20 protein-coding genes are annotated in these 18,075 nt (G+C 65.2%); 6 read left to right on the top strand and 14 right to left on the bottom strand.

From position 1 onward, the window contains the following. Positions 1-969 (top strand): lysine exporter LysO family protein, encoded by a 969-nt coding sequence (locus tag KQI17_RS04795; RefSeq protein WP_216495061.1) that lies wholly within the window; start codon positions 1-3, stop codon positions 967-969. A 55-nt stretch (positions 970-1,024) separates the two neighbouring features. Here KQI17_RS04795 and KQI17_RS04790 read toward each other — a convergent pair whose 3' ends face one another. The 4 genes from KQI17_RS04790 to KQI17_RS04775 form a co-directional block, all read right to left on the bottom strand. Then, entirely contained in the window at positions 1,025-1,783 is a 759-nt protein-coding gene (locus KQI17_RS04790) for an ABC transporter ATP-binding protein (RefSeq protein WP_216495060.1), read from the bottom strand. A gap of 120 nt (positions 1,784-1,903) precedes the next feature. Further along, on the bottom strand, positions 1,904-2,698 hold the full coding sequence (locus KQI17_RS04785) for an ABC transporter ATP-binding protein (RefSeq protein ID WP_216495059.1): 795 nt from the start codon (positions 2,696-2,698) through the stop codon (positions 1,904-1,906). Next, entirely contained in the window at positions 2,691-3,638 is a 948-nt protein-coding gene (locus KQI17_RS04780; protein ID WP_216495058.1) for an ABC transporter permease, read from the bottom strand. The genes KQI17_RS04785 and KQI17_RS04780 overlap by 8 nt, the downstream gene beginning before the upstream one ends. 69 nt (positions 3,639-3,707) lie before the next feature. After that, complete coding sequence (locus tag KQI17_RS04775) at positions 3,708-4,703, bottom strand: ABC transporter substrate-binding protein (RefSeq protein ID WP_216495057.1); 996 nt, start codon at positions 4,701-4,703, stop codon at positions 3,708-3,710. Between the two features lie 419 nt (positions 4,704-5,122). On the opposite strand from KQI17_RS04775, the gene KQI17_RS04770 reads away from it, so the two are divergent. Next, on the top strand, positions 5,123-6,268 hold the full coding sequence (locus KQI17_RS04770) for a glycerate kinase (RefSeq protein ID WP_216495056.1): 1,146 nt from the start codon (positions 5,123-5,125) through the stop codon (positions 6,266-6,268). 15 nt (positions 6,269-6,283) lie between these two features. Beyond that, positions 6,284-6,670, top strand: coding sequence for a hypothetical protein (locus KQI17_RS04765; RefSeq protein ID WP_216495055.1), 387 nt, complete (start codon positions 6,284-6,286; stop codon positions 6,668-6,670). A gap of 47 nt (positions 6,671-6,717) precedes the next feature. Here the strand turns inward: KQI17_RS04765 and KQI17_RS04760 are convergent, their stop codons facing one another. Beyond that, the gene (locus tag KQI17_RS04760) at positions 6,718-7,335 is read right to left on the bottom strand and encodes an SH3 domain-containing protein (RefSeq protein WP_216495054.1); all 618 of its coding nucleotides are present in this window, start codon (positions 7,333-7,335) and stop codon (positions 6,718-6,720) included. A 151-nt stretch (positions 7,336-7,486) separates the two neighbouring features. Here KQI17_RS04760 and KQI17_RS04755 point away from each other — a divergent pair, with 151 nt between their 5' ends. Beyond that, positions 7,487-8,725: an O-antigen ligase gene (locus KQI17_RS04755; protein WP_216495053.1), complete on the top strand. Its 1,239-nt coding sequence runs from the start codon at positions 7,487-7,489 to the stop codon at positions 8,723-8,725. Positions 8,726-8,764: 39 nt separating this feature from the next. Here KQI17_RS04755 and KQI17_RS04750 read toward each other — a convergent pair whose 3' ends face one another. The 4 genes from KQI17_RS04750 to KQI17_RS04735 form a co-directional block, all read right to left on the bottom strand. Next, positions 8,765-8,968, bottom strand: coding sequence for a sulfurtransferase TusA family protein (locus KQI17_RS04750; protein WP_216495052.1), 204 nt, complete (start codon positions 8,966-8,968; stop codon positions 8,765-8,767). Further along, complete coding sequence (gene yedE, locus KQI17_RS04745) at positions 8,965-10,110, bottom strand: YedE family putative selenium transporter (RefSeq protein ID WP_371821959.1); 1,146 nt, start codon at positions 10,108-10,110, stop codon at positions 8,965-8,967. Before yedE ends, KQI17_RS04750 begins: the two co-directional genes overlap by 4 nt. A 117-nt stretch (positions 10,111-10,227) precedes the next feature. Beyond that, positions 10,228-10,464, bottom strand: coding sequence for a DUF3343 domain-containing protein (locus KQI17_RS04740; RefSeq protein ID WP_216495050.1), 237 nt, complete (start codon positions 10,462-10,464; stop codon positions 10,228-10,230). Beyond that, positions 10,461-11,594, bottom strand: coding sequence for an aminotransferase class V-fold PLP-dependent enzyme (locus KQI17_RS04735; RefSeq protein ID WP_216495049.1), 1,134 nt, complete (start codon positions 11,592-11,594; stop codon positions 10,461-10,463). Before KQI17_RS04735 ends, KQI17_RS04740 begins: the two co-directional genes overlap by 4 nt. A gap of 194 nt (positions 11,595-11,788) precedes the next feature. Here KQI17_RS04735 and KQI17_RS04730 point away from each other — a divergent pair, with 194 nt between their 5' ends. After that, positions 11,789-12,700 carry a LysR family transcriptional regulator gene (locus KQI17_RS04730; protein WP_216495048.1) on the top strand — a complete coding sequence of 304 codons (912 nt, stop codon included), beginning with the start codon at positions 11,789-11,791 and terminating at the stop codon, positions 12,698-12,700. A gap of 36 nt (positions 12,701-12,736) precedes the next feature. Beyond that, on the top strand, positions 12,737-13,783 hold the full coding sequence (selD, locus tag KQI17_RS04725; RefSeq protein WP_216495047.1) for a selenide, water dikinase SelD: 1,047 nt from the start codon (positions 12,737-12,739) through the stop codon (positions 13,781-13,783). 42 nt (positions 13,784-13,825) lie between these two features. On the opposite strand, the gene KQI17_RS04720 is transcribed toward selD, so the two are convergent. From KQI17_RS04720 to proC, 5 genes are all read right to left on the bottom strand, one after another. Continuing rightward, positions 13,826-15,166 carry a cation:proton antiporter gene (locus tag KQI17_RS04720; RefSeq protein WP_216495046.1) on the bottom strand — a complete coding sequence of 447 codons (1,341 nt, stop codon included), beginning with the start codon at positions 15,164-15,166 and terminating at the stop codon, positions 13,826-13,828. A gap of 178 nt (positions 15,167-15,344) precedes the next feature. Then, a complete protein-coding gene (locus KQI17_RS04715; protein WP_216495045.1) occupies positions 15,345-15,968 on the bottom strand; it encodes a DUF2812 domain-containing protein in 624 nt (207 codons plus the stop codon). 23 nt (positions 15,969-15,991) lie between these two features. After that, positions 15,992-16,630 (bottom strand): DUF2812 domain-containing protein, encoded by a 639-nt coding sequence (locus KQI17_RS04710; RefSeq protein ID WP_216495044.1) that lies wholly within the window; start codon positions 16,628-16,630, stop codon positions 15,992-15,994. 16 nt (positions 16,631-16,646) lie between these two features. Next, the gene (locus tag KQI17_RS04705) at positions 16,647-16,958 is read right to left on the bottom strand and encodes a PadR family transcriptional regulator (RefSeq protein WP_216495043.1); all 312 of its coding nucleotides are present in this window, start codon (positions 16,956-16,958) and stop codon (positions 16,647-16,649) included. Positions 16,959-17,263: 305 nt separating this feature from the next. Beyond that, positions 17,264-18,064 carry a pyrroline-5-carboxylate reductase gene (gene proC, locus KQI17_RS04700; RefSeq protein WP_216495042.1) on the bottom strand — a complete coding sequence of 267 codons (801 nt, stop codon included), beginning with the start codon at positions 18,062-18,064 and terminating at the stop codon, positions 17,264-17,266. Between the last annotated feature and the right edge of the window lie 11 nt (positions 18,065-18,075).

Genomic DNA, 18,075 nt, shown 5'->3' with positions numbered 1-18,075 from the left:
ATGGCCTCGCTCGCCCTCTACTGGTCGGTCATGATCGCCTGCTACCTGCTCGCCTCGCGCCTGCGCCGCTACGCCGACCGTCTCGGCTTTGTCAATACGCTGCTGAGCATCAGCGTCTACGCGCTCGTTTTCGTGATGGGTCTGCGCATGGGCGCGAACCGCGAGGTGACGGACAACCTCGGCGTCATCGGCGCACAGGCGCTGCTCGTCACCGCGCTGACGATGGCGTTCAGTATGCTCGGCGCGTTCGCCGTGCGCCGCGCCCTGCACATCGACCGCAATGCCCTGCCCTGCGGCGCGGAGAAAACGGCGGCGGCGCCGTCCGCTGCCGCACACGCGGACGCCTCCGGCTCCAAAACCTCGCTCATCATCTTCGCGATGGTCGCGGCGGGAATGCTGCTCGGCTATTTCGTCGTTCCGCGCGTCACCGACCCGGACGCCTTTCAGGCCATGTCCGGCAGCTGGCTCGTCGTTGGCCTGTGCCTGCTGCTCGCCTTCGTCGGCTTCGGCATGGGGCTGGAGGGCAAGCTCAAAGCCATGCTGCGCGGCGCGGGACTCGGCATCGTTCTCGTGCCGCTGGCGATGGTCGCCGGCTCGCTGCTCGCGGGCGTGGTCTACTCGTTCCTCTCCCCCATGACGCTGCGGGAGGGACTCGCTATCAGCGCGGGCTTCGGCTGGTACACGCTCGCGCCGAGCGTCATTTCCGGCGCGGGCCACGCGGTCGCGGGCGCGGTGTCGTTCCTGCACAATGTGCTGCGCGAAACGCTCGGCATCATTCTCCTCCCGCTCGCCGCGTCGAAGATCGGCTGCATCGAGGCCGTCACGCTGCCCGGAACGTGCGCGATGGACGTATGCCTGCCCATCGTCGAGCGCTCCTGCAGCGCTGAGACGCTGCCCTACTCGTTCACGACCGGCATGGCAGCCTGTCTTTTCTCCGCGCTGCTCGTGCCGCTCATCATGGGCGCATAGCGCCCTTCCCTTCATAAAAAAACCGCTTGGCCGATCTCGGTCAAGCGGTTTTTCTTTAGTCCTTCCTGCACTCGGCGGTGATCTCCTCGCGCAGCGCGGTGAGCTCTGGGCTCGTCAGGTCACGCGGATACGGCAGCTCCAGCTCCCACACACGCACCGAGCTGTCCGCGTGCAGCACGACGATCCGCTGCGCGAGCAGCAGCGCCTCGTCAAGCTGATGCGTCACGAGCAGAATGGTCTTTTGCAGCTCCTTCTGAATGTCCAGCAGCTCCGCTTGCAGCTCGCCGCGCGTGATGAAGTCGAGCGAGGCGAACGGCTCGTCCATCAGCAGCACCTGCGCCTGACTGGCGAGCACGCGGGCAAGCCCGAGCCGCTGGCGCATTCCGGTGGACAGCTCCACGGGCGTCATGTCGGCGTAATCCTCCAGCCGCACGAGCTTCACGAGCTTCTTCGCCAGCTCCAGCCGCTCCTCGGGCGTGCGGCCCGCGCCCGCCGCCATCGCGACGTTGCGCTCCACCGACGTCCAGGTGATCACATAGGGATCGGGCGAGAGCAGCGCGCAGCGCCAGCCCTCCGGCATCACGATCTCGCCGGAATCGGGCGCGTCCTTCGTCCCGTCGATGAGCCGCAGCAGCGTGCTCTTTCCGCAGCCGCTCCGCCCTAAGATCGCCGTGAGCTTCCCCGCGGGAAAATCGACCGACACACCGTGGAGCACGGTGCGCGTCGTCGAGGGGCGCTTCGCGCCGTTGAGAATGATGTCGGTGCTCTGCGTGGTATAGGTCTTGACAAGGTTCTTCACCTGAATGCCGTTCATTGCGTTCTCCCCTTCGCTTGACAGAAAAATACCGTTGACCGGGAGGAGGCTAAACCACCGGCCAACGGTAATTTTAACAGGTCATGCCCTGTTTTTCAACAAAAAAGAAGCGGAAAGCCGTCAGGAAAGCAGCAGCTTGTCGTTCGCCTCGGTCGAGCCGCTGGCGCTGGAGAAGAGCGCGAGCAGGTCGGGCACGGTCAGCTTTTTCTTTTCCTCGCCGGAGATGTCCACCACCACGCGGCCCGCGTCCATCATGATGAGGCGGTTGCCGTGCGCGATGGCGTCCTTCATGTTGTGCGTGATCATCAGCGTCGTGAGCCGATTCTCCTGCACGATCTGGTCGGAGAGCGCGAGCACCTTGGCGGCCGTCTTGGGGTCGAGCGCCGCGGTGTGCTCGTCGAGCAGCAGCAGCTTCGGCTGCTTGAGCGAGGCCATCAGCAGCGTCAGCGCCTGACGCTGACCGCCGGAGAGTAGGCCGACCTTGCTCGTCAGGCGGTCCTCCAGACCGAGGTCGAGGGTGCGAAGCAGCTCCTTGTAGTCCGCGCGCTCAAGCGGCGTGATGCCCCACTTGAGGCCGCGGCGCTGCCCGCGCCGGGCGGCGAGCGCCAGATTCTCCTCGATCATCATGGTCGGGGCGGTGCCCATCATCGGATCCTGAAACACGCGCCCGAGCAGCGCGGCGCGCTTGTGCTCGGGCAGCTTGGTGACGTCCTGCCCGTCGATGAGGATGGAGCCGGAGTCCACCGGAAACACGCCCGCGATGGCGTTGAGCATCGTGGACTTGCCCGCGCCGTTGCCGCCGATGACGGTGACGAAATCGCCGTCGGCGAGCGTCAGGCTCAGGTCGTTGAGCGCCGTTTTGGCGTTGATGGTGCCGGGGTTGAAGGTCTTGCAGATGTTCTTGAGCTCAAGCATGGTGTGCGCCTCCCTTCTGTGCCTTGCCGTGGAACGCCTTGCCCTTCCAGTACGGAATGGCGAGGAACACCGCCACGATCAGCGCCGTGACGAGCTTGAGGTCGTTGGTGTTCAGACCAAGCTGGAGCGCGGCCTGCAGCACGATGTAGTAAAGGATCGCGCCGATGGAAACGGCAAAGAGCCGAAGGCCGAAGTTGATGAAGAGCTTGCCGAACACCACCTCGCCGATGATGACGGCGGCAAGACCGATGACGATGGCGCCGCGGCCCATCTGCACGTCGCTCGAGCCCTGATACTGGGCGAGCAGCGCGCCGGAGAGCGCGACCAGTCCGTTGGAGAGCATCAGCCCGAGCACCACATTGGCGCTGGTGTCGATGCCCTGTGCGCGGGCCATGTTCTGGTTCGCGCCGGTGGCGCGGATGGAGCAGCCCTTCTCCGTGCCGAAGAACCAGTAGAGCAGCGCGATCACCGCGGCGGTGAAGAGCAGCAGCAGCGGCAGCGGATTCTTCGTCAGCAGCTCGCCCACGGGCGAGAAGGTGCGCACATAGCGCTGGGAAACGAGCAGGTCGTACTTATCCACGCTGACCGCCTGATTCGCCTTGCTCTCCATGATGCGCAGGTTGACCGAGTAGAGCGAGAGCTGCGTGAGGATACCGGCAAGGATGGCGGGAATGCCGCACTTCGTGTGAAAAAGGCCCGTGACAAGACCCGCCAGCATACCGGCGAGCATCGCGCACAAAAGCGCCGGCCACGGGCTCACGCCCGCGCGAATGAGCATCACGCAGACCGCGCCGCCGGTGGCGAGCGAGCCGTCCACCGTCAGATCCGCCACGTCAAGGATGCGGTAGGTGATGTATACGCCGATCGCCATGATGCCCCAGATCAGGCCCTGGGCGACTGCGCCGGGCAGCGCGTTGAGCAGAGACGTCAGGAAACTCATCGTTCTTTTCCTCCAAACACTTCGTTATGGGAGAGGGGCGGCGCCCCTCTCCCATCGGGGATATTCCGCTTACTCCGCGATGGCGGTGTAGCCCTCCAGCGGAGTGATGCCGAGCGTCTCGCACATGGAGGCGTTGTACTTCGGCGTTGCGGTGGTGAATTCGATGGGCATGGTGGAGATATCCGCCTCGCCGGTCAGGATCTTGGCGGCCATCTTGCCGGTGGTCATGCCGAGATCGTAGTAGCTGATGGACAGGGTCGCCACACCGCAGCCCTTGCAGATGCCCTCCTCACCGGCGATGACCGGGGTCTTGGCGGGAACGGTGACGTTGGCGATCGCCTCGGTGTTGGAGGCGGCGATGTTATCGGTGGGAACATAGATCACATCGGCCCAGTCGCAGGCAGCCTGCGTAACGGAGGAAACGTCGTTGGTGTCGGTGAAGGCAAATTCCTTGGTCTCAATGCCCTTGGCGGACAGGTTCTTGGCGACCTCTTCGATCTGGTAACGGGAGTTCGGCTCGGCGGAGCAGAACAGCAGGCCAACCTTCTGCGTCTCGGGGAACCACTCGGTGATCATGTCCGCCTGCTTGCTCAGGTCGGCCAGATCGCTCGTGCCGGAGACGTTGCCGCCGACGGTGCCGGAGAAATCGTCAATGTCCAGCGCCACGCCGTAGGCGGTGATGGAGGTGCCGAGAACGGGGATGTCGCTCGTCGCGGAGGCCGCCGCCTGCAGCGCGGCGGTCGCGTTCGCCATGATGAGGTCCACGCCCTCGGAGACAAAGCCGTTGACGATGGTGGCGCAGCTGTTGGAATCGCCGGAGGCGTTCTTCTCCTCAATCTTGACCTGACCGGGCAGCGCCTCGTTCAGCGCGTCGATGAAGCCCTGGGTCGCGGCATCAAGCGCCTCATGCTGCACGAGCTGGCAGATGCCGACGGTGTAGGTCGCGGCGTCGCCGCTCGGCTCGGCGGGATCGGTGGTATCGGGGGTGTCAGCCTTCTGGCCGCAGGCGGCGAGGCTGAGACACATCGCTGCGGAAAGCAGCATGGCGATAAGCTTCTTTTTCATGGTACTTCTCCTTTTCATTTGAACAAATTAAAGAGCGGTCCCGTCCGTCGGACGAAACCGCTTTGCTCACATTCCTGTGCAAATGCGTTTTCTTCTCATCGACGGCTCCGGGAGGGCGTGCCGAAATAGCGGCCCGCAAAGCGGAACGCGAAAATGAAAAAGGAATAGCGGCTCAGCATTGCGGATCTCCCTTCCGTCCGCCCCGTGGGGCAAACTCATTTGATGTTCGGAGTATATTCCTTTAGAGCTTTAAAGTCAAGAGGTAAATATCTGCAAATCCGCACAATTTCATCACTATATTTTGTGCAATATGGCAAGGTGCAGTTTTCTTCCTCCTACCACCGCGGCGGAAAGGACTTGCATCCTGCGTGCGGCTTGCATATACTATAGGAAAAACACCCGCACGGGAGGCAAAGGGCATGAAAAAGTGCATCGTGATCTCCGATTCCTTCAAGGGCTCGCTGCCGAGCCGCGACATCTGCGCCATCGCGCGCGAGCGCATCCCGCTCTACTTTCCCGCCTGCGAGGTCCGCGCGCTGAACGTGGCGGACGGCGGCGAGGGGACGGTGGATTGCTTCCTCGATTCCTGCGGCGGCGAGCGCGTGCTCGTCTCCGGCGTGCAAAATCCCTACGGCGAGCCGATCGACGCGGCCTACGGCCTGCTGCCGGACGGCACGGCAGTCGTCGAGATGGCTGCGGCAGCGGGACTCCCGCTCGTTGCCGGACGCAAAAATCCCTGTGTCACCACGACCTACGGCGTCGGACAGCTCATCGCCGACGCGCTCGCGTGCGGCGCGCGGCGCATCGTGCTCGGTCTCGGCGGCAGCGCCACGAACGACGGCGGCTGCGGCTGCGCCGCGGCATTGGGCGTCCGCTTCACGGACGCGGGCGGCAGGGCCTTCGTTCCCGTCGGCGCGACGCTCGACCGCATCGCGCACATCGACGCCTCCGCCGTGCGCGAAAGGCTGCGCGGCGTACGCGTGATCGCCATGTGCGACATCACCAATCCCATGCACGGCCATAGCGGCGCGGCACACATCTTTGCGCCGCAGAAGGGCGCGGACGAGGCCGCCGTGCGCGAGCTGGACCGTCAGCTCCGCACACTGGACAAGATCTTCCGCCGCGAGCTGAACGCCTCGGTCGCCATGCTCCCCGGAGCCGGCGCGGCGGGCGCGTTCGGCGCGGGCTGCGTCGCTCTGCTGGGCGCGGAGCTGCGCCGCGGCATCGAGGTCGTGCTCGACGTGGTGGGCTTCGACGCCCTGCTCGCAGACGCCGACCTCGTCATCACCGGCGAGGGCCGCATCGACGCGCAGAGCACCCACGGCAAGGTCGTGGGCGGCGTGGCGCGCCGCGCTCACGCGCGGGGCGTGCCCGTTTTTGCCATCGTCGGCGATGTGGGCGACGACGCCTACGGAGCCTACGACGCCGGCGTCAGCGCCATTTTCAGCATCAACCGTCTGGCTGTCCCGCGCGACGAGGCCAAGGCCCGCAGCCACATCGACTACACCCACACGCTCGACGATCTTCTGCGCTGCATCCGCGCCGCCGAGCAGTTCAAACGATAAAGGAGGACTCCCGCCATGCGCATCGCCGTTCCCGTATCCAACGACCGGACCGCCGAGACCCTGTCCGGCATCGAGGGCTTCCAGTTTTTTGAGGACGATCACGGCCGCATCGTCCGCCGCTTCTTCGTCCCCCGCGCGGGCGAGGGCGCCGCTGCCGCAGTCGCCCAGCTCGAGCCGTACGGCGTGGACGCACTCGTCTGCGGCGCGCTGCCCGGAGACGAGCGGCTCGAGACCGCCGCCGCGGGCATCCTGCTCTTCCCCACCTTCTCCGGCACGCCGGAGGAAGCGGCGCTCGCCTTTTTGGGCGGCACGGTCGCCCGCGACCCGAACAACAAATGCAACGCCTGCGGCTTTCAGTCCTCCTGCTCGCTGAGCGGCAAGGGCGGCTGCGGCAAGACCTGACGCAAAAAAAGCGTTCCGCATCGCGGAACGCTTTTTTCCTATTCTCCTCAGGTGCGGCTCAGGCTGCCGGAGGTCACCTCGACCGGCGGCTTGGTGGAAAGATAGTCCGAGCTGATCCAGCCGAACTTGCTGCCGACGGAAACGAAGGTCCAGTTGCCCTCCTTCGCCGCAGCCTTGACCTTTGTGCCCCGGTCGACGAGCTGGACCTTGCCGTAGCTCGTGCTCGGGCCGCTGCGCAGGTTCACACCGGCGGTGGTGTAGTAGGACGCATACTCATTGAACACCTTCTCGGGCAGCACCGTGACCTCGCTGTGACCCGTGAGGTCCAGCCAGCCGACCTTCCTCTTGCTGTCGCTCACGCTCGTATCCGGCTCCTTCGTCTCGTCCGGATCGACCGCGGGCGTATCCTCGCCGGGGAGCTTTTCGTCCGGCTCATTCGCGGCATCCTCCGCGGCCTTCTTTTCTTCCTCCAGCTTCTTGACCTGCTCCTGCAGTTCCTCGATCTGCGTCTCGGCGCCCTTCGCCGCCTTCTGCGCCGCGCCGAGCTTCGCGCCCAGCACGATCACCACGATCAGTAGCACGAACACCGCCGCGACCAGGCATAAAAACATCACATACAGCGGGTTGCGCTTCGGCGCGCTGTGATTCACACGACGACCTTCCATGGAAAAGCCCTCCTTATGTTCTCTTTGTGTTCTTATTGTACCGAACCGGAACGCATTATGTCAAGCGTTTGATAGCTTAGACGCAAAAAATTGACAAAAAGTTCCCAAAATTTTATACTGAAGAAAACGTTTCGGAAGGAGGGCAAACGTCATGGCGCTGTGCAGACGCATTTCCTATCTCTATGCCCTTGCCCTGCTCACGGTCTACGCGCTCTTTCTTCCCCTCGGCGGCTACGAGCGCATGATGGAGGGAAAGTACCATGCCTTTTTGCTGCTCTCGCTCGCCTACGTCCTCACCATGACGAGCCTCGGCGCATGGCGAACGCTCCGTCTGCGCGAGCCGATGTGCCTTGCCGCGCTCGCGTATCTCGCGCTCACCGCGCTCAGCGCGGCGCTCTCGCCCTACGGCACGGCGGTGCTGCTCGGCGGCACGCGCCGGGACGGACTTCTGACCGCCGCGCTCTACGCTGCCGTCTTTCTGCTCCTCGCGCGGCACCTGCGGCCCGATCGCCGCCTGCTCTATGCCGCGGCGGCCTCCGCCGCGCTGTGCGATCTTCTCGTGCTCGTCCAGCTCACGGGACGGAATCCCCTTTGGCTCTACCCCGCGGGGCTGAACTACTTCGACGGCGACGTCGCCTACTCCGGCTTCTACGCCGGCGCCGCCGGCAACATCGACTTCACCGCCTTCCTCCTCGCGCTCTGCACCGCGGCGATGGCGGCGGCGCTCGTGCGCGGTTGGTCCAAATGGCTGCTCGCGCCGCTCGCGCTGACGGTGTGGACGCTCTGGCAGCTGCGCGTCGCCGCCGCGCTGCTCGGTCTCGCGGTCACGGCGGTGCTCGGGCTGCCGCTGCTGTTCCCGCGACGGCGGCGGGCGATTTGGGCGCTGACGCTTCTGCTCACCGCGGCGGCGTTTGCCCTTATCTGGTTCTTTCCCGGCGACGGCGGCACGCTCTCCGAGCTGCACCGGCTGCTGCACGGCGACGTCGATCTGACCTTCGGCTCGTCGCGGCTCCTGATCTGGCGCTCCCTCCTGCCGCTCATCGCGGAGCGCCCGCTGCTCGGCGGCGGCTGCGGGACGCTGTACCTGCGCGACGTCCCGCCGTTCTACTGGCAGCGCGGCGGCGAGACCACCTACTTCGCCGTCACGAGCGCGCACAACGAATACCTCGGCGTCCTCGTCGATCAGGGCGCGTTGGCGCTGCTTGCGTTCCTCGCGCTGCTTGCGCTCGCGCTTTGGCGCGCGTACCGCCATGCGGAAAGCGACCGCTGCGCGGTCGCGGGCGCGGCGCTGCTCTGCTACGCGGTGACGGCGTTTTTCTCCGTCGCCTGCTGCATCACAGGCGTCTACCTCTGGCTGCTGCTCGCGGTGCTCGCACCGAAGGAACGATAGAAAACGAGAGGAAAGTCCCACGACTCTCCTCTCGTTTTTTCACTTCTTGAGCGTCAGGCGGAAGTCCCCGCCCTCACTCGCGCAGGACACGGTGTAGCCCTGCTTCTCGCCGAAGCGGGTCACGTTCTCCACGCAGGTCTGGCTGTCCACCAGCACCTCGAGCGTGTCGGGCGCGTTCTTCTTGACCTCGTTCTGCACCATCACCACAGGCATGGGGCAGGAGTAGCCTCTTGCGTCGATCATTTCGTTGCCTCCTTTTTGGGCATATTCCACAGGGCGATCACCAGCAGCACGACCAGGCCGACGATCACGGCGACCTTGCCCGCAGTGGAAATGCCGCCGACCACGAGCTGACCGGCCTCGTTCCTGCTGTCGGGGTTGCCGGCGAGGCCGAAGTTGTGCGCGAGAGCCGCGCCGACGATCATACCGAACACGGTCACGGCGCTGTCGCCGTTGCCCTGCGCCGCCAGAATGAGCTGACGCAGCGGGCAGCCGCCGAGCAGCACGCTGCCCCAGCCGACGAGCACCATGCCCAGCAGGTTCCAGACGTGGGCGCTGTGGGCGATGGGCTGCAGCGTGAAGCCGAGGTTGAACTTATTCATGGCAAGATTGCCGACGAGCGTGACGACAAAGATCGCCGCGAAGCCGTAGAGCAGGTGGAAGTCCCCCAGCATCACGGCGTCGCGCAGACCGCCGACCATGCAAAGGCGGCTCTTCTGCGCCAGCGCACCGACCACGAGCGCGACGATCAGCGCGATCCAGAACGGCGCGTGCATGGAGCCGGGGCCGGCCTCGGACGCCTTGAACAGCGCGGGTACGGTCAGCACGAGGATCAAAAGCGCCGCCATCACGGTCGGCAGCACGCTGCCCTCGGAGACGCTGACCTCGTAGGAGCGCTTGAGCGTGAAGCCGCGCTTGAGGCAGGCGATGCCGATGAGGATGCCGATAAAGAAGCCGATGAGACCGACGAGCGCGTTCAGGTCGCCGCCGCCGAGACGGAGCACCATACGCAGCGGGCAGCCGAGGAAGGCGAGCGCGCCGATGACGACGAACCCGCCGATGACGAAGCGCAGCGCGGGCGACGAGCCGGCGCGGGCCTTGAACTCCTTGCCCGCCACGCTCATGAGGAACGCACCGAGCACGAGGCCGATGATCTCCGGACGGACGTACTGCACCTTGGCGGCGCTGTGCAGGCCGCAGGCGCCTGCGGTGTCGCGCAGGAAGCAGGCGATGCAGAAGCCCATGTTGGCGGGGTTGCCCATCGCCGTGAGAATGAGGGCGGCAAGGCCGACGGCCACGCCCGCGAGGACGACGCCCCAATGGATCTTTTTCATTTTCTCTCCACTCCTTGTTCTTTCTCTCTCGTTATTCTTTGAGAAAGATATTGATGAACACAGTATAAAGTCTCCGTCAAAAAATGGCAAATGGATTTATCCGAAGAAAACAGTAATATCATCGGTTTTTCCGATGATATTACCGTCCTGTTTCCTATAGTTCTTTTTTCACAGCGTCAGCTCGTAAAAGCCCTCGACCTCCAGCCCCTCGCCGGCGGCAAGCGCCTCGAGCGCGGCGCGCCTGTCGATCTCGGCACGCCATGCCATGCCGCAGTCCGCGGTCAGCGCACGCGGCACCGGAATGAGCCGCCCCGCAAGGCCGCGCGCCGCGCAGAGCTTCTCCATGCCGATGGCGGCGGCGGTGGTGTGAAAGGTCACGACCAGCCACGTCTTTCTCTCTCTCATCGCGCCAGCTCCTCCACCGCGCGGATGGCCGCGTCGGTCTCCTCCTCGGTGTTGTACCAGCCGAAGCTGAAGCGCACCGCGCCCTGTCCCTCCGTGCCGAGCGCACGGTGCAGCCGCGGCGCGCAGTGCGCGCCCGAGCGCGTGGCGATGCCGTAGTCCTCCGCGAGCGCGTCGGCGACCTCGCCAGAGTCCAGGTCCGCGATGTTCAGCGCGACGACCGCCGTGCGCTCGTGCGTGAAGTCGCCGTAGACGGTCACGCCGGGGATGTCCCGCACGCCCTCATAGAAGCGGCGCATGAGCGCCGTCTCGTGCGCGCGGATGGCCTCCATGCCGGTCGCCGCGATGAAGTCCAGCGCCGCGTCCAGTCCGGCGATGCCGTGGCCGTTGAGCGTTCCCGCCTCGAGCCGCACGGGCAGCTGCTCGGGCTGGCGCTCGGAGAAGGTCTGCACGCCCGTCCCGCCGACCTTCCATGGCAGGATGTCCGGGTCGCCGCGCAGGCACAGCCCGCCCGTTCCCTGCGGCCCCATGAGCGATTTGTGGCCCGTGAAGCAGAGCACGTCGATGTGCATCCGCTCCATGTCGATGGGCAGCACGCCCGCGCTCTGTGAGGCGTCCACCACAAGCAGCACGCCGTGCGCGTGCGCGAGCTCGCCCACGCGGGCAAGGTCCACCGCGTCGCCCGTCAGGTTCGAGGCGTGGGTGCAGACGATGGCGCGGGTCTCGGGACGGAGCAGACGCTCAAGGTCCGCGTAGTCGATGCGCCCCTGCCGGTCTGCGGGAACGAAGTCCAGCGCCACGCCGCGCTCGTCGCGCAGACGGTAGAGCGGGCGGAGCACGGAGTTGTGCTCCAGATCGGTGGAGAGCACATGGTCGCCCGCGCGGACAAGACCGTGAATGGCGATGTTCAGCGCCTCGGTCGAGTTGGCGGTGAACGCCACATGGTCAGGCCGCGGGCAGCCGAAGAGCGCCGCAAGCTTGCAGCGCGTGTCGTAGATCGTGCGCGATGCGGTCAGCGCGCCCTCGTGCGTGCCGCGGGCGCTGTTGCCGAAGCTCCCCATCGCGCGCGCCACCGCGTCGATGACCTGCGGCGGCTTGCGAAGCGTGGTCGCAGCGTTGTCAAGATAGATCATGCGCACTCCTCCCGTCCGTTGTTTCCCGACCATCATAGCACACCGCGCACGGTTTGAAAACGGCTTTTTCCGGCCGTCCGGCATTTTTCATCGTTTTTTCCGATGGAAAACGCCGAATTTTCCGTGAAAGCATTTGACAAACCACGCCGCGCTCTCTACAATAACATTAGAAAGCCACAGAAGGAGGCCGTGCGATGGAACGTCTGAATCTCCGTCAGCTTGAGATCTTTTCCGCCGTCGTGGACGCCGGCAGCTTCACCGCCGCTGCGGAAAAGCTCTACCTTGCCCAGTCCACGGTGAGCGACAACGTCCGCGCGCTGGAGGAGCTGCTGCATCTCAAGCTCTTCCACCGCGAGTCCAAGCGGCGGCTGACGCTCACGCTTGAGGGCAAGCGCGTCTACCGCTACGCGCAGGACATCCTCGGCCGATGCAGCGCTCTGCTGCTCGACGTCGCGGTCGACAGCGCGCTCGAGCTGACGCTCGGCGCCTCCACCGTGCCGGCGCAGAGCCTTCTGCCGGGCTACATGGCGCGCTTCGCCCGGGAGAATCCCGCCTGCCGCTGCACGCTCCTCTGCGGCGACAGCGCCGCGGTGCAGCAGATGCTGCTCAACGGCGACATCCACCTCGGCTTCGTCGGCAGCGCCGACGACCGGCAGGACCTCATTTACGAGCCGATCGCCGAGGACCGTCTGGTGCTCATCACACCGAACACGCCGCGCTTCGCGGCGCTGAAAACGCAGGGCGTGCTCGGGCGCGAGCTGTTCCGCGAGCCGTTCCTCTTCCGCGAGCGCGGGAGCGGCACGCAGAAGGTCATCGACAACTATCTCAGCGAGATCCGCCTCGATCCGCAGGTCATCCACACCGTGGCCTACGTCTCCGACCCCACCGTGCTGCAGCGGCTGGTCGCGGAGGGAACGGGCGTATCCATCCTCTCCGCACTCGCGGTGCAGGAGGCCGTCGCGGCGGGACAGCTCTTACAATTCGAGCTGGACGAAACGCCCGTGCGGCGCAGCATCTACATGGCCCGACGCCGGAAAAGCTCCATGAGCTCCCCCGCCCGCACCTTTGCCGAGCTGGTGCGCAAGCAGGCCAAGGCGTCCGTGTAGCCTTACCATTTCACAACGGAAAGGAGGCAGACGGCAATGGATCAGAACCGCGAGCTTCGGCTCACGCAAATGACCTCCGCCGCCGGTTGAGCGGCAAAGCTGGGGCCGGGCGCCCTGTCGAAAATTTTAGAGGGTCTGCCTAATGTGTTTGACCCGCGGCTGCTGGTGGGCTACGACAGCAGCGACGATGCCTGTGTTTACAGCGTGTCGGACGACGTAGCCGTGATCGAAACGGTGGACTTCTTCACGCCCATCGTGGACGATCCCTACCTCTTCGGTCAGATCGCCGCGGCGAACGCGCTCTCCGACGTGTACGCCATGGGCGGCGTGCCGAAGCTGGCGATGAATCTGCTCTGCGTGCCGAGCTGCCTTCCGCTCGATACCGTCCGCGCCATTTTGGAGGGCGGGCACGACAAGGCCGTGGAGGCCGGCTGCGTCATCGCCGGCGGGCACACCATTCAGGACGACGAGCCGAAGTACGGCCTGTGCGTCACCGGCTTCGTCCATCCGCGGCACATCCTCAAAAATATCGGCGCGCAGCCGGGCGACGTGCTCGTGCTGACCAAGGCGCTCGGCGTCGGCGTCATCACCACCGCGCTCAAGGCCGCTCTTGCGGACGACAGCGCCCGCGATGCGGCGTATGCGAGCATGGCGGCGCTCAACGCGAAGGCCGCGCAGGCCGTGCGCGAGGTCAGCCGCGTCCACGCCTGCACCGACGTGACCGGCTTCGGTCTGCTCGGGCACAGCTACGAGATGGCAAGCGGCTCGGGCGTCACCATCCGGCTGCACGGCGCGGCGCTGCCGCTGCTGCCGCAGGCGGAGGAGCTGGCGGACATGGGCATCGTGCCGGGCGGCGCGTACCGCAACCGCGACTATGTGAAGCCGCACCTGCGCGTGCTCGACGGCGCACAGCGCGCGAGGCTCGACCTGGCCGCCGACCCGCAGACCTCGGGCGGACTGCTTGTGTCGCTTCCCCGCGCGGACGCGGAGGAGCTGCTCGAAAAGCTCCACGCCTTTGCGCCGTGGAGCGCCATCGTCGGCGAGGTGCTGCCGCAGGGCGAGAGCGCTTTGGAATTTGACTGAACGGAAAAAGAGACGAAAGCCACGGCTTTCGTCTCTTTTTTCTCATAAATCCTGTTTTTTATGCTTCTTTGCCTCGCGCTCCTCGAGGAACTCCTTCGGCTCCGCTTCGGCGAGCGCTTTGGCGCGGCGCTCCAAGACCTCCTTGGGCTTGGCGGTGATCTCGCCCGCGGCGGTCAGCGCCTCCTTGGTCAGCAGCGGGCCGACCAGCTCATAGATCAGCACGGAGAACAGCACGATGTTGCGGACCAGCAGTCCGTCCGCCGCGCCCAGTGCCTGCGCACTCACGCACATCCCCAGCGCCACGCCCGCCTGCGGCAGCAGCGTGATGCCGAGGTATTTGACCGTCTTTTCATCGCAGCCGACCGCCTTGGCGGAGAAGTGCGCGCCGAAATACTTGCCCATGCTGCGGAAGATGATGTAGATGACGCCGATGAGCACCATCGTCAACTCGCCGAACACCTCCAGCCGCAGCTCCGCGCCGCTGATGACGAAGAACACCGCCAGCAGCGGGGCGGACCAGTCGTCCGCGCGGTCCATCAGATCCTCGGAGAGCGGGCAGATGTTGCAGAACACCGTGCCGAGCATCATGCACACGAGCAGCGGCGAGAAGCCGATGACGACCTCGCCGATGCGCCACTCCAACGCCGCGAGCGCGACCGTGAGGAACACGAACGCGATGGTCATGGACATTCGGTTGCGGTTGGAGTGGAACATGGCCTCGAGCCGCGTGAGGGCCGCTCCCGCGAGCATTCCGAGCAGCAGGGAGAGCACGATCTCGATGAGCGGGTTGACGAGCACGGAAACGATGCTCAGCGCACCGCTGATCATCGCCTTGGCGATGCCGAAGCTGACCGCGAACACCACCAGGCCCACCGCGTCGTCCAGCGCGACGATGGGCAGCAGCAGGCTCGTGAGCGGGCCCTTGGCCTTGTACTGGCGCACGACCATCAGCGTGGCGGCGGGAGCCGTCGCCGCGGCGATCGCGCCGAGCGTGATGGCGGCCGGCGCGGAGAGGATGTCGGGGCGCAGGAAATGGAAGCCGAGCATGGCGAGATCCACCAGCGCGGTGGCGACGAGCGCCTGCACGATGCCGATGATGAAGGCCTGACGGCCCGTCTTGCGCAGGTCCTCCAGCCGGAACTCGTTGCCGATGGCGAAGGCGATAAAGCCCATCGCCACATCGGAGAGGGCGCCGAGCGCGGCGACGCTCTCATAATCCGGAAAGCCGACGCCCACAATGCCGAGCCGACCGAGGCAGAACGGTCCGATCAGCACGCCCGCGACCAGAAAGGCGGTCACGTCGGGCAGACGCCAGCGGGAGAAGATGCGGGTCATCAGCAGTCCCGCGAGCAGGGCAAAGGCAACATTGAGCAAAGCGTACATGGGCGCGGCGTCCTTTCTTTTATGCAGAATGCACTACACTCATAGCGCACTGATAGTTTATTATAGTCTTTTTCCCCGAAAAGGCAACCCGTTTTTGCCGTTCGCGCCCCGACATTCTCTCATGCTTATCCTGTAAAAATCGCATAAAGAAACGCAGCTCGCGGGAGCCGCGCTTCTTTTATTCTTCGATAAGCCGCGCCTGCCGCAGCCTGCGGAGCCGCTTCGCGGAGCGGTACGCCTGCCGGAGAAAGCCGACGCCCATGATAAGCCACAGCAGACCGAGAAGAGCGTCCGTAAGGATGCCTTCCGCCCACAAGCGTGGAAGGTCGATCCCGCTCTCCGCCGTAAGGTCCGCGGCATATTCGAGGATGCGCCCGTACCACACCGCCGCCCGGCGCAGCGGGCCCGCCGCAAGGACCAGCCAAAACGCCGCGAGCAAGCCGTGCGTCCGAAGATAGCGCTTCTCGCTCGTGATCCGCGAGTCGAGGTCGGAGAAAAGCTCGAACGGCGTGCCGTCGTTCCGTCTGCGCAGGATGAGAAAGCTCCCGATGTCCATGACCAGCTCAACGCCCAGCTCGGCAAGGCCACGCACATAGTCGTCCCTCTGCCCGTCGCGGGACTCGTAGAGGTACTGCACACGGTAGCGGTACTCATTCGGCTTGCCGCGGCGGTAACGGAGGGAGAACCAGCCCGTGCCCTCGAGCTGCCAGCCCTCGGCGGAGAGGCGGTTGAACTGCCGCTCCATTTTTTCCGGATCGAGCGTATAGACCGGTCCGCACCAGGTCTTTTTCACATCGTTCATCGTCGTCTCCTTTCCCGGCGGGTCTATTCGTGAACGAGCTGTTCGTCTTTGAGCCCGCGCCATTTCCGGTGCGTGCGAACAGCCGCGCGCACACCCCACACGGTAAGTCCGAGCCACAAAAGGCCAAATGCGGCGTACATCGCGATCCTCGGCGCCCACGCCTCCGCAATGCTCGACGCGCCTGCGGCGATCAGGTCGGCATAGAGCTCGTCGAAGCCCCTCGCCGCATCAAAATCAAGCCACGCCCGGAAAAACAGCAGCGCAGCATTGACCGCGCACCACACCGCCGCGGCCAGCTGCGCGCTGCGCACGCACTTCGCCTCCAATGCCTGTGACGCGAGGTCGGAAAACATCTCCACCGGTCTGCCGTCGTCCTCCCAGCGAAAGAACGCACGATGCCAAAAGCATCCCAGGCAGGTCACACCCAGCTCCTCCACACCCGCGAGATAGTCCCGTCCCCGCTTCGTATCCGGGTCATCCTTCATCATCTGCATGTAATAGCGGTAGCGCGTGCCGTCACCGCGCTCAAAGCGGAAAAAGATACAGCCGACGTCCGCGAGCTCCCACCCGTGCCGGCGGTGCCGCGCAAGCCAGCGCTGAAAACGCGCATTGTCGTACAGCAGGTACCAGATCCATATAACGCAAAGCTTCTGTTTTCGCATTCTTCTCTCCTTTCCGTCACGTCCAGTTCCTTGTCAGCGCCTCGCCGTTGGCGGTCAGCTCCTGCAATCGGGCAAGCTCCGCGCGCACGGCGGCGCGTCCCTCGGGGGTGATGCGGTATTCCTTCCTGCGGCCCTCGTCCTCGCCCACGGCCTCGATCCAGCCACGCTCGGTGAGCGTGGTGAGCGCGCCGTAGAGCGTTCCGGCGGCAAGGCGCACGCGCCCGCTGCTCAGGCGCTCGACGTTCTGCATGATGCCATAGCCGTGCAGCGGCGCGTCGAGCGAGAGCAGGATATAAAAGACCGCTTCGGTCAGCGCGGCGGTGCTCATACGCTCCCCCCCATTTTTATCGGTTGCCGATATATCGGCTACCGATATAGTAGCATGGAGCGGTCCGGTTGTCAAGCAGAAAAATGCCTCGCAGAGTTTCGCGTCCGCAGACGCGAAAGCAGGATGATTCGTTTTCTGCCGCGACCTGTGCGTGGCAGAAAACACCTTGCGCGGAGCGAGCGTCGAATTGTCCGCTGACAGCGGACAACCGAGGCGCAGAACGCAGCGAAGCCTTCTCGAAAAAGTGGTTTTGCCACTTTTTCGACAGTAAGCGGCGGTCCTCACGGACCGCCGCTTAGCTTTTCTTATCCGAGCTGTTTGGTTTTTTCCACCGCGGCGTCCACCGCCTCGATGCACGCGCTGCGCAGGCCGCTGCGCTCCAGCGCGGCGACGCCCGCGATGGTGCTGCCGCCGGGGCTGCACACCTCGTCCTTGAGCTGTCCCGGGTGCCGGCCGGTGCGGAGCGCCATTTCGGCGCTGCCGAGCAGCATCTGCGCGGCATAGCGCTGCGCCTTGGCACGAGGCAGGCCGTTCTTCACGCCGCCGTCCGCCAGCGCCTCGATAAACAGATAGGCGTAGGCGGGGCCGCAGCCGGAGACGGCGCTCGCCGCGTCGATCAGGTGCTCGTTCAGCTCGTCGAGTGCTCCGGCGGGCGCCATCAGCTCGCGGAAGGCGCACAGTTCATCCTCGCTCACGCGGCCGTTCGCCGCGTAAAGGATCAGCCCCTGCCCCACGGCGCAGGGCGTATTCGGCATGATGCGGATGATCTTCTTGTCCGCGCCGAGCAGCAGCGCGAGCTTCTCGAGACTCACGCCCGCGAGCATGGAGACGAAGATGCCCTCGGAGGCCAGAATGTCCGCCTTGAGGCTCTCGACCACGCCGACGACCATCTGCGGCTTGACGCCGAGAAAGACGAAGCGGCTGTCCGAGAGGATGCGCTGCGGCGTTTCCGCCGTGCAGCCGAGCCGCTGCGCGGCGGCCTCGGAGCGCTCCTGCGTGGAGCACGCCACGGCGATGCGGTCGCCGCCGGTCTTTTTCGCCGCGGCGAGCGCAAGCGCGCCGCCCATATTGCCGGCGCCGATGAAACCGGCCTCATACTTTGCCATCAAGCGTCCCT

The sequence above is a fragment of the Oscillibacter sp. MSJ-31 genome (assembly GCF_018918025.1).
Classification (GTDB): domain Bacteria; phylum Bacillota; class Clostridia; order Oscillospirales; family Oscillospiraceae; genus Hominicoprocola.
This window is presented reverse-complemented; position numbering and strand designations above follow the sequence as displayed.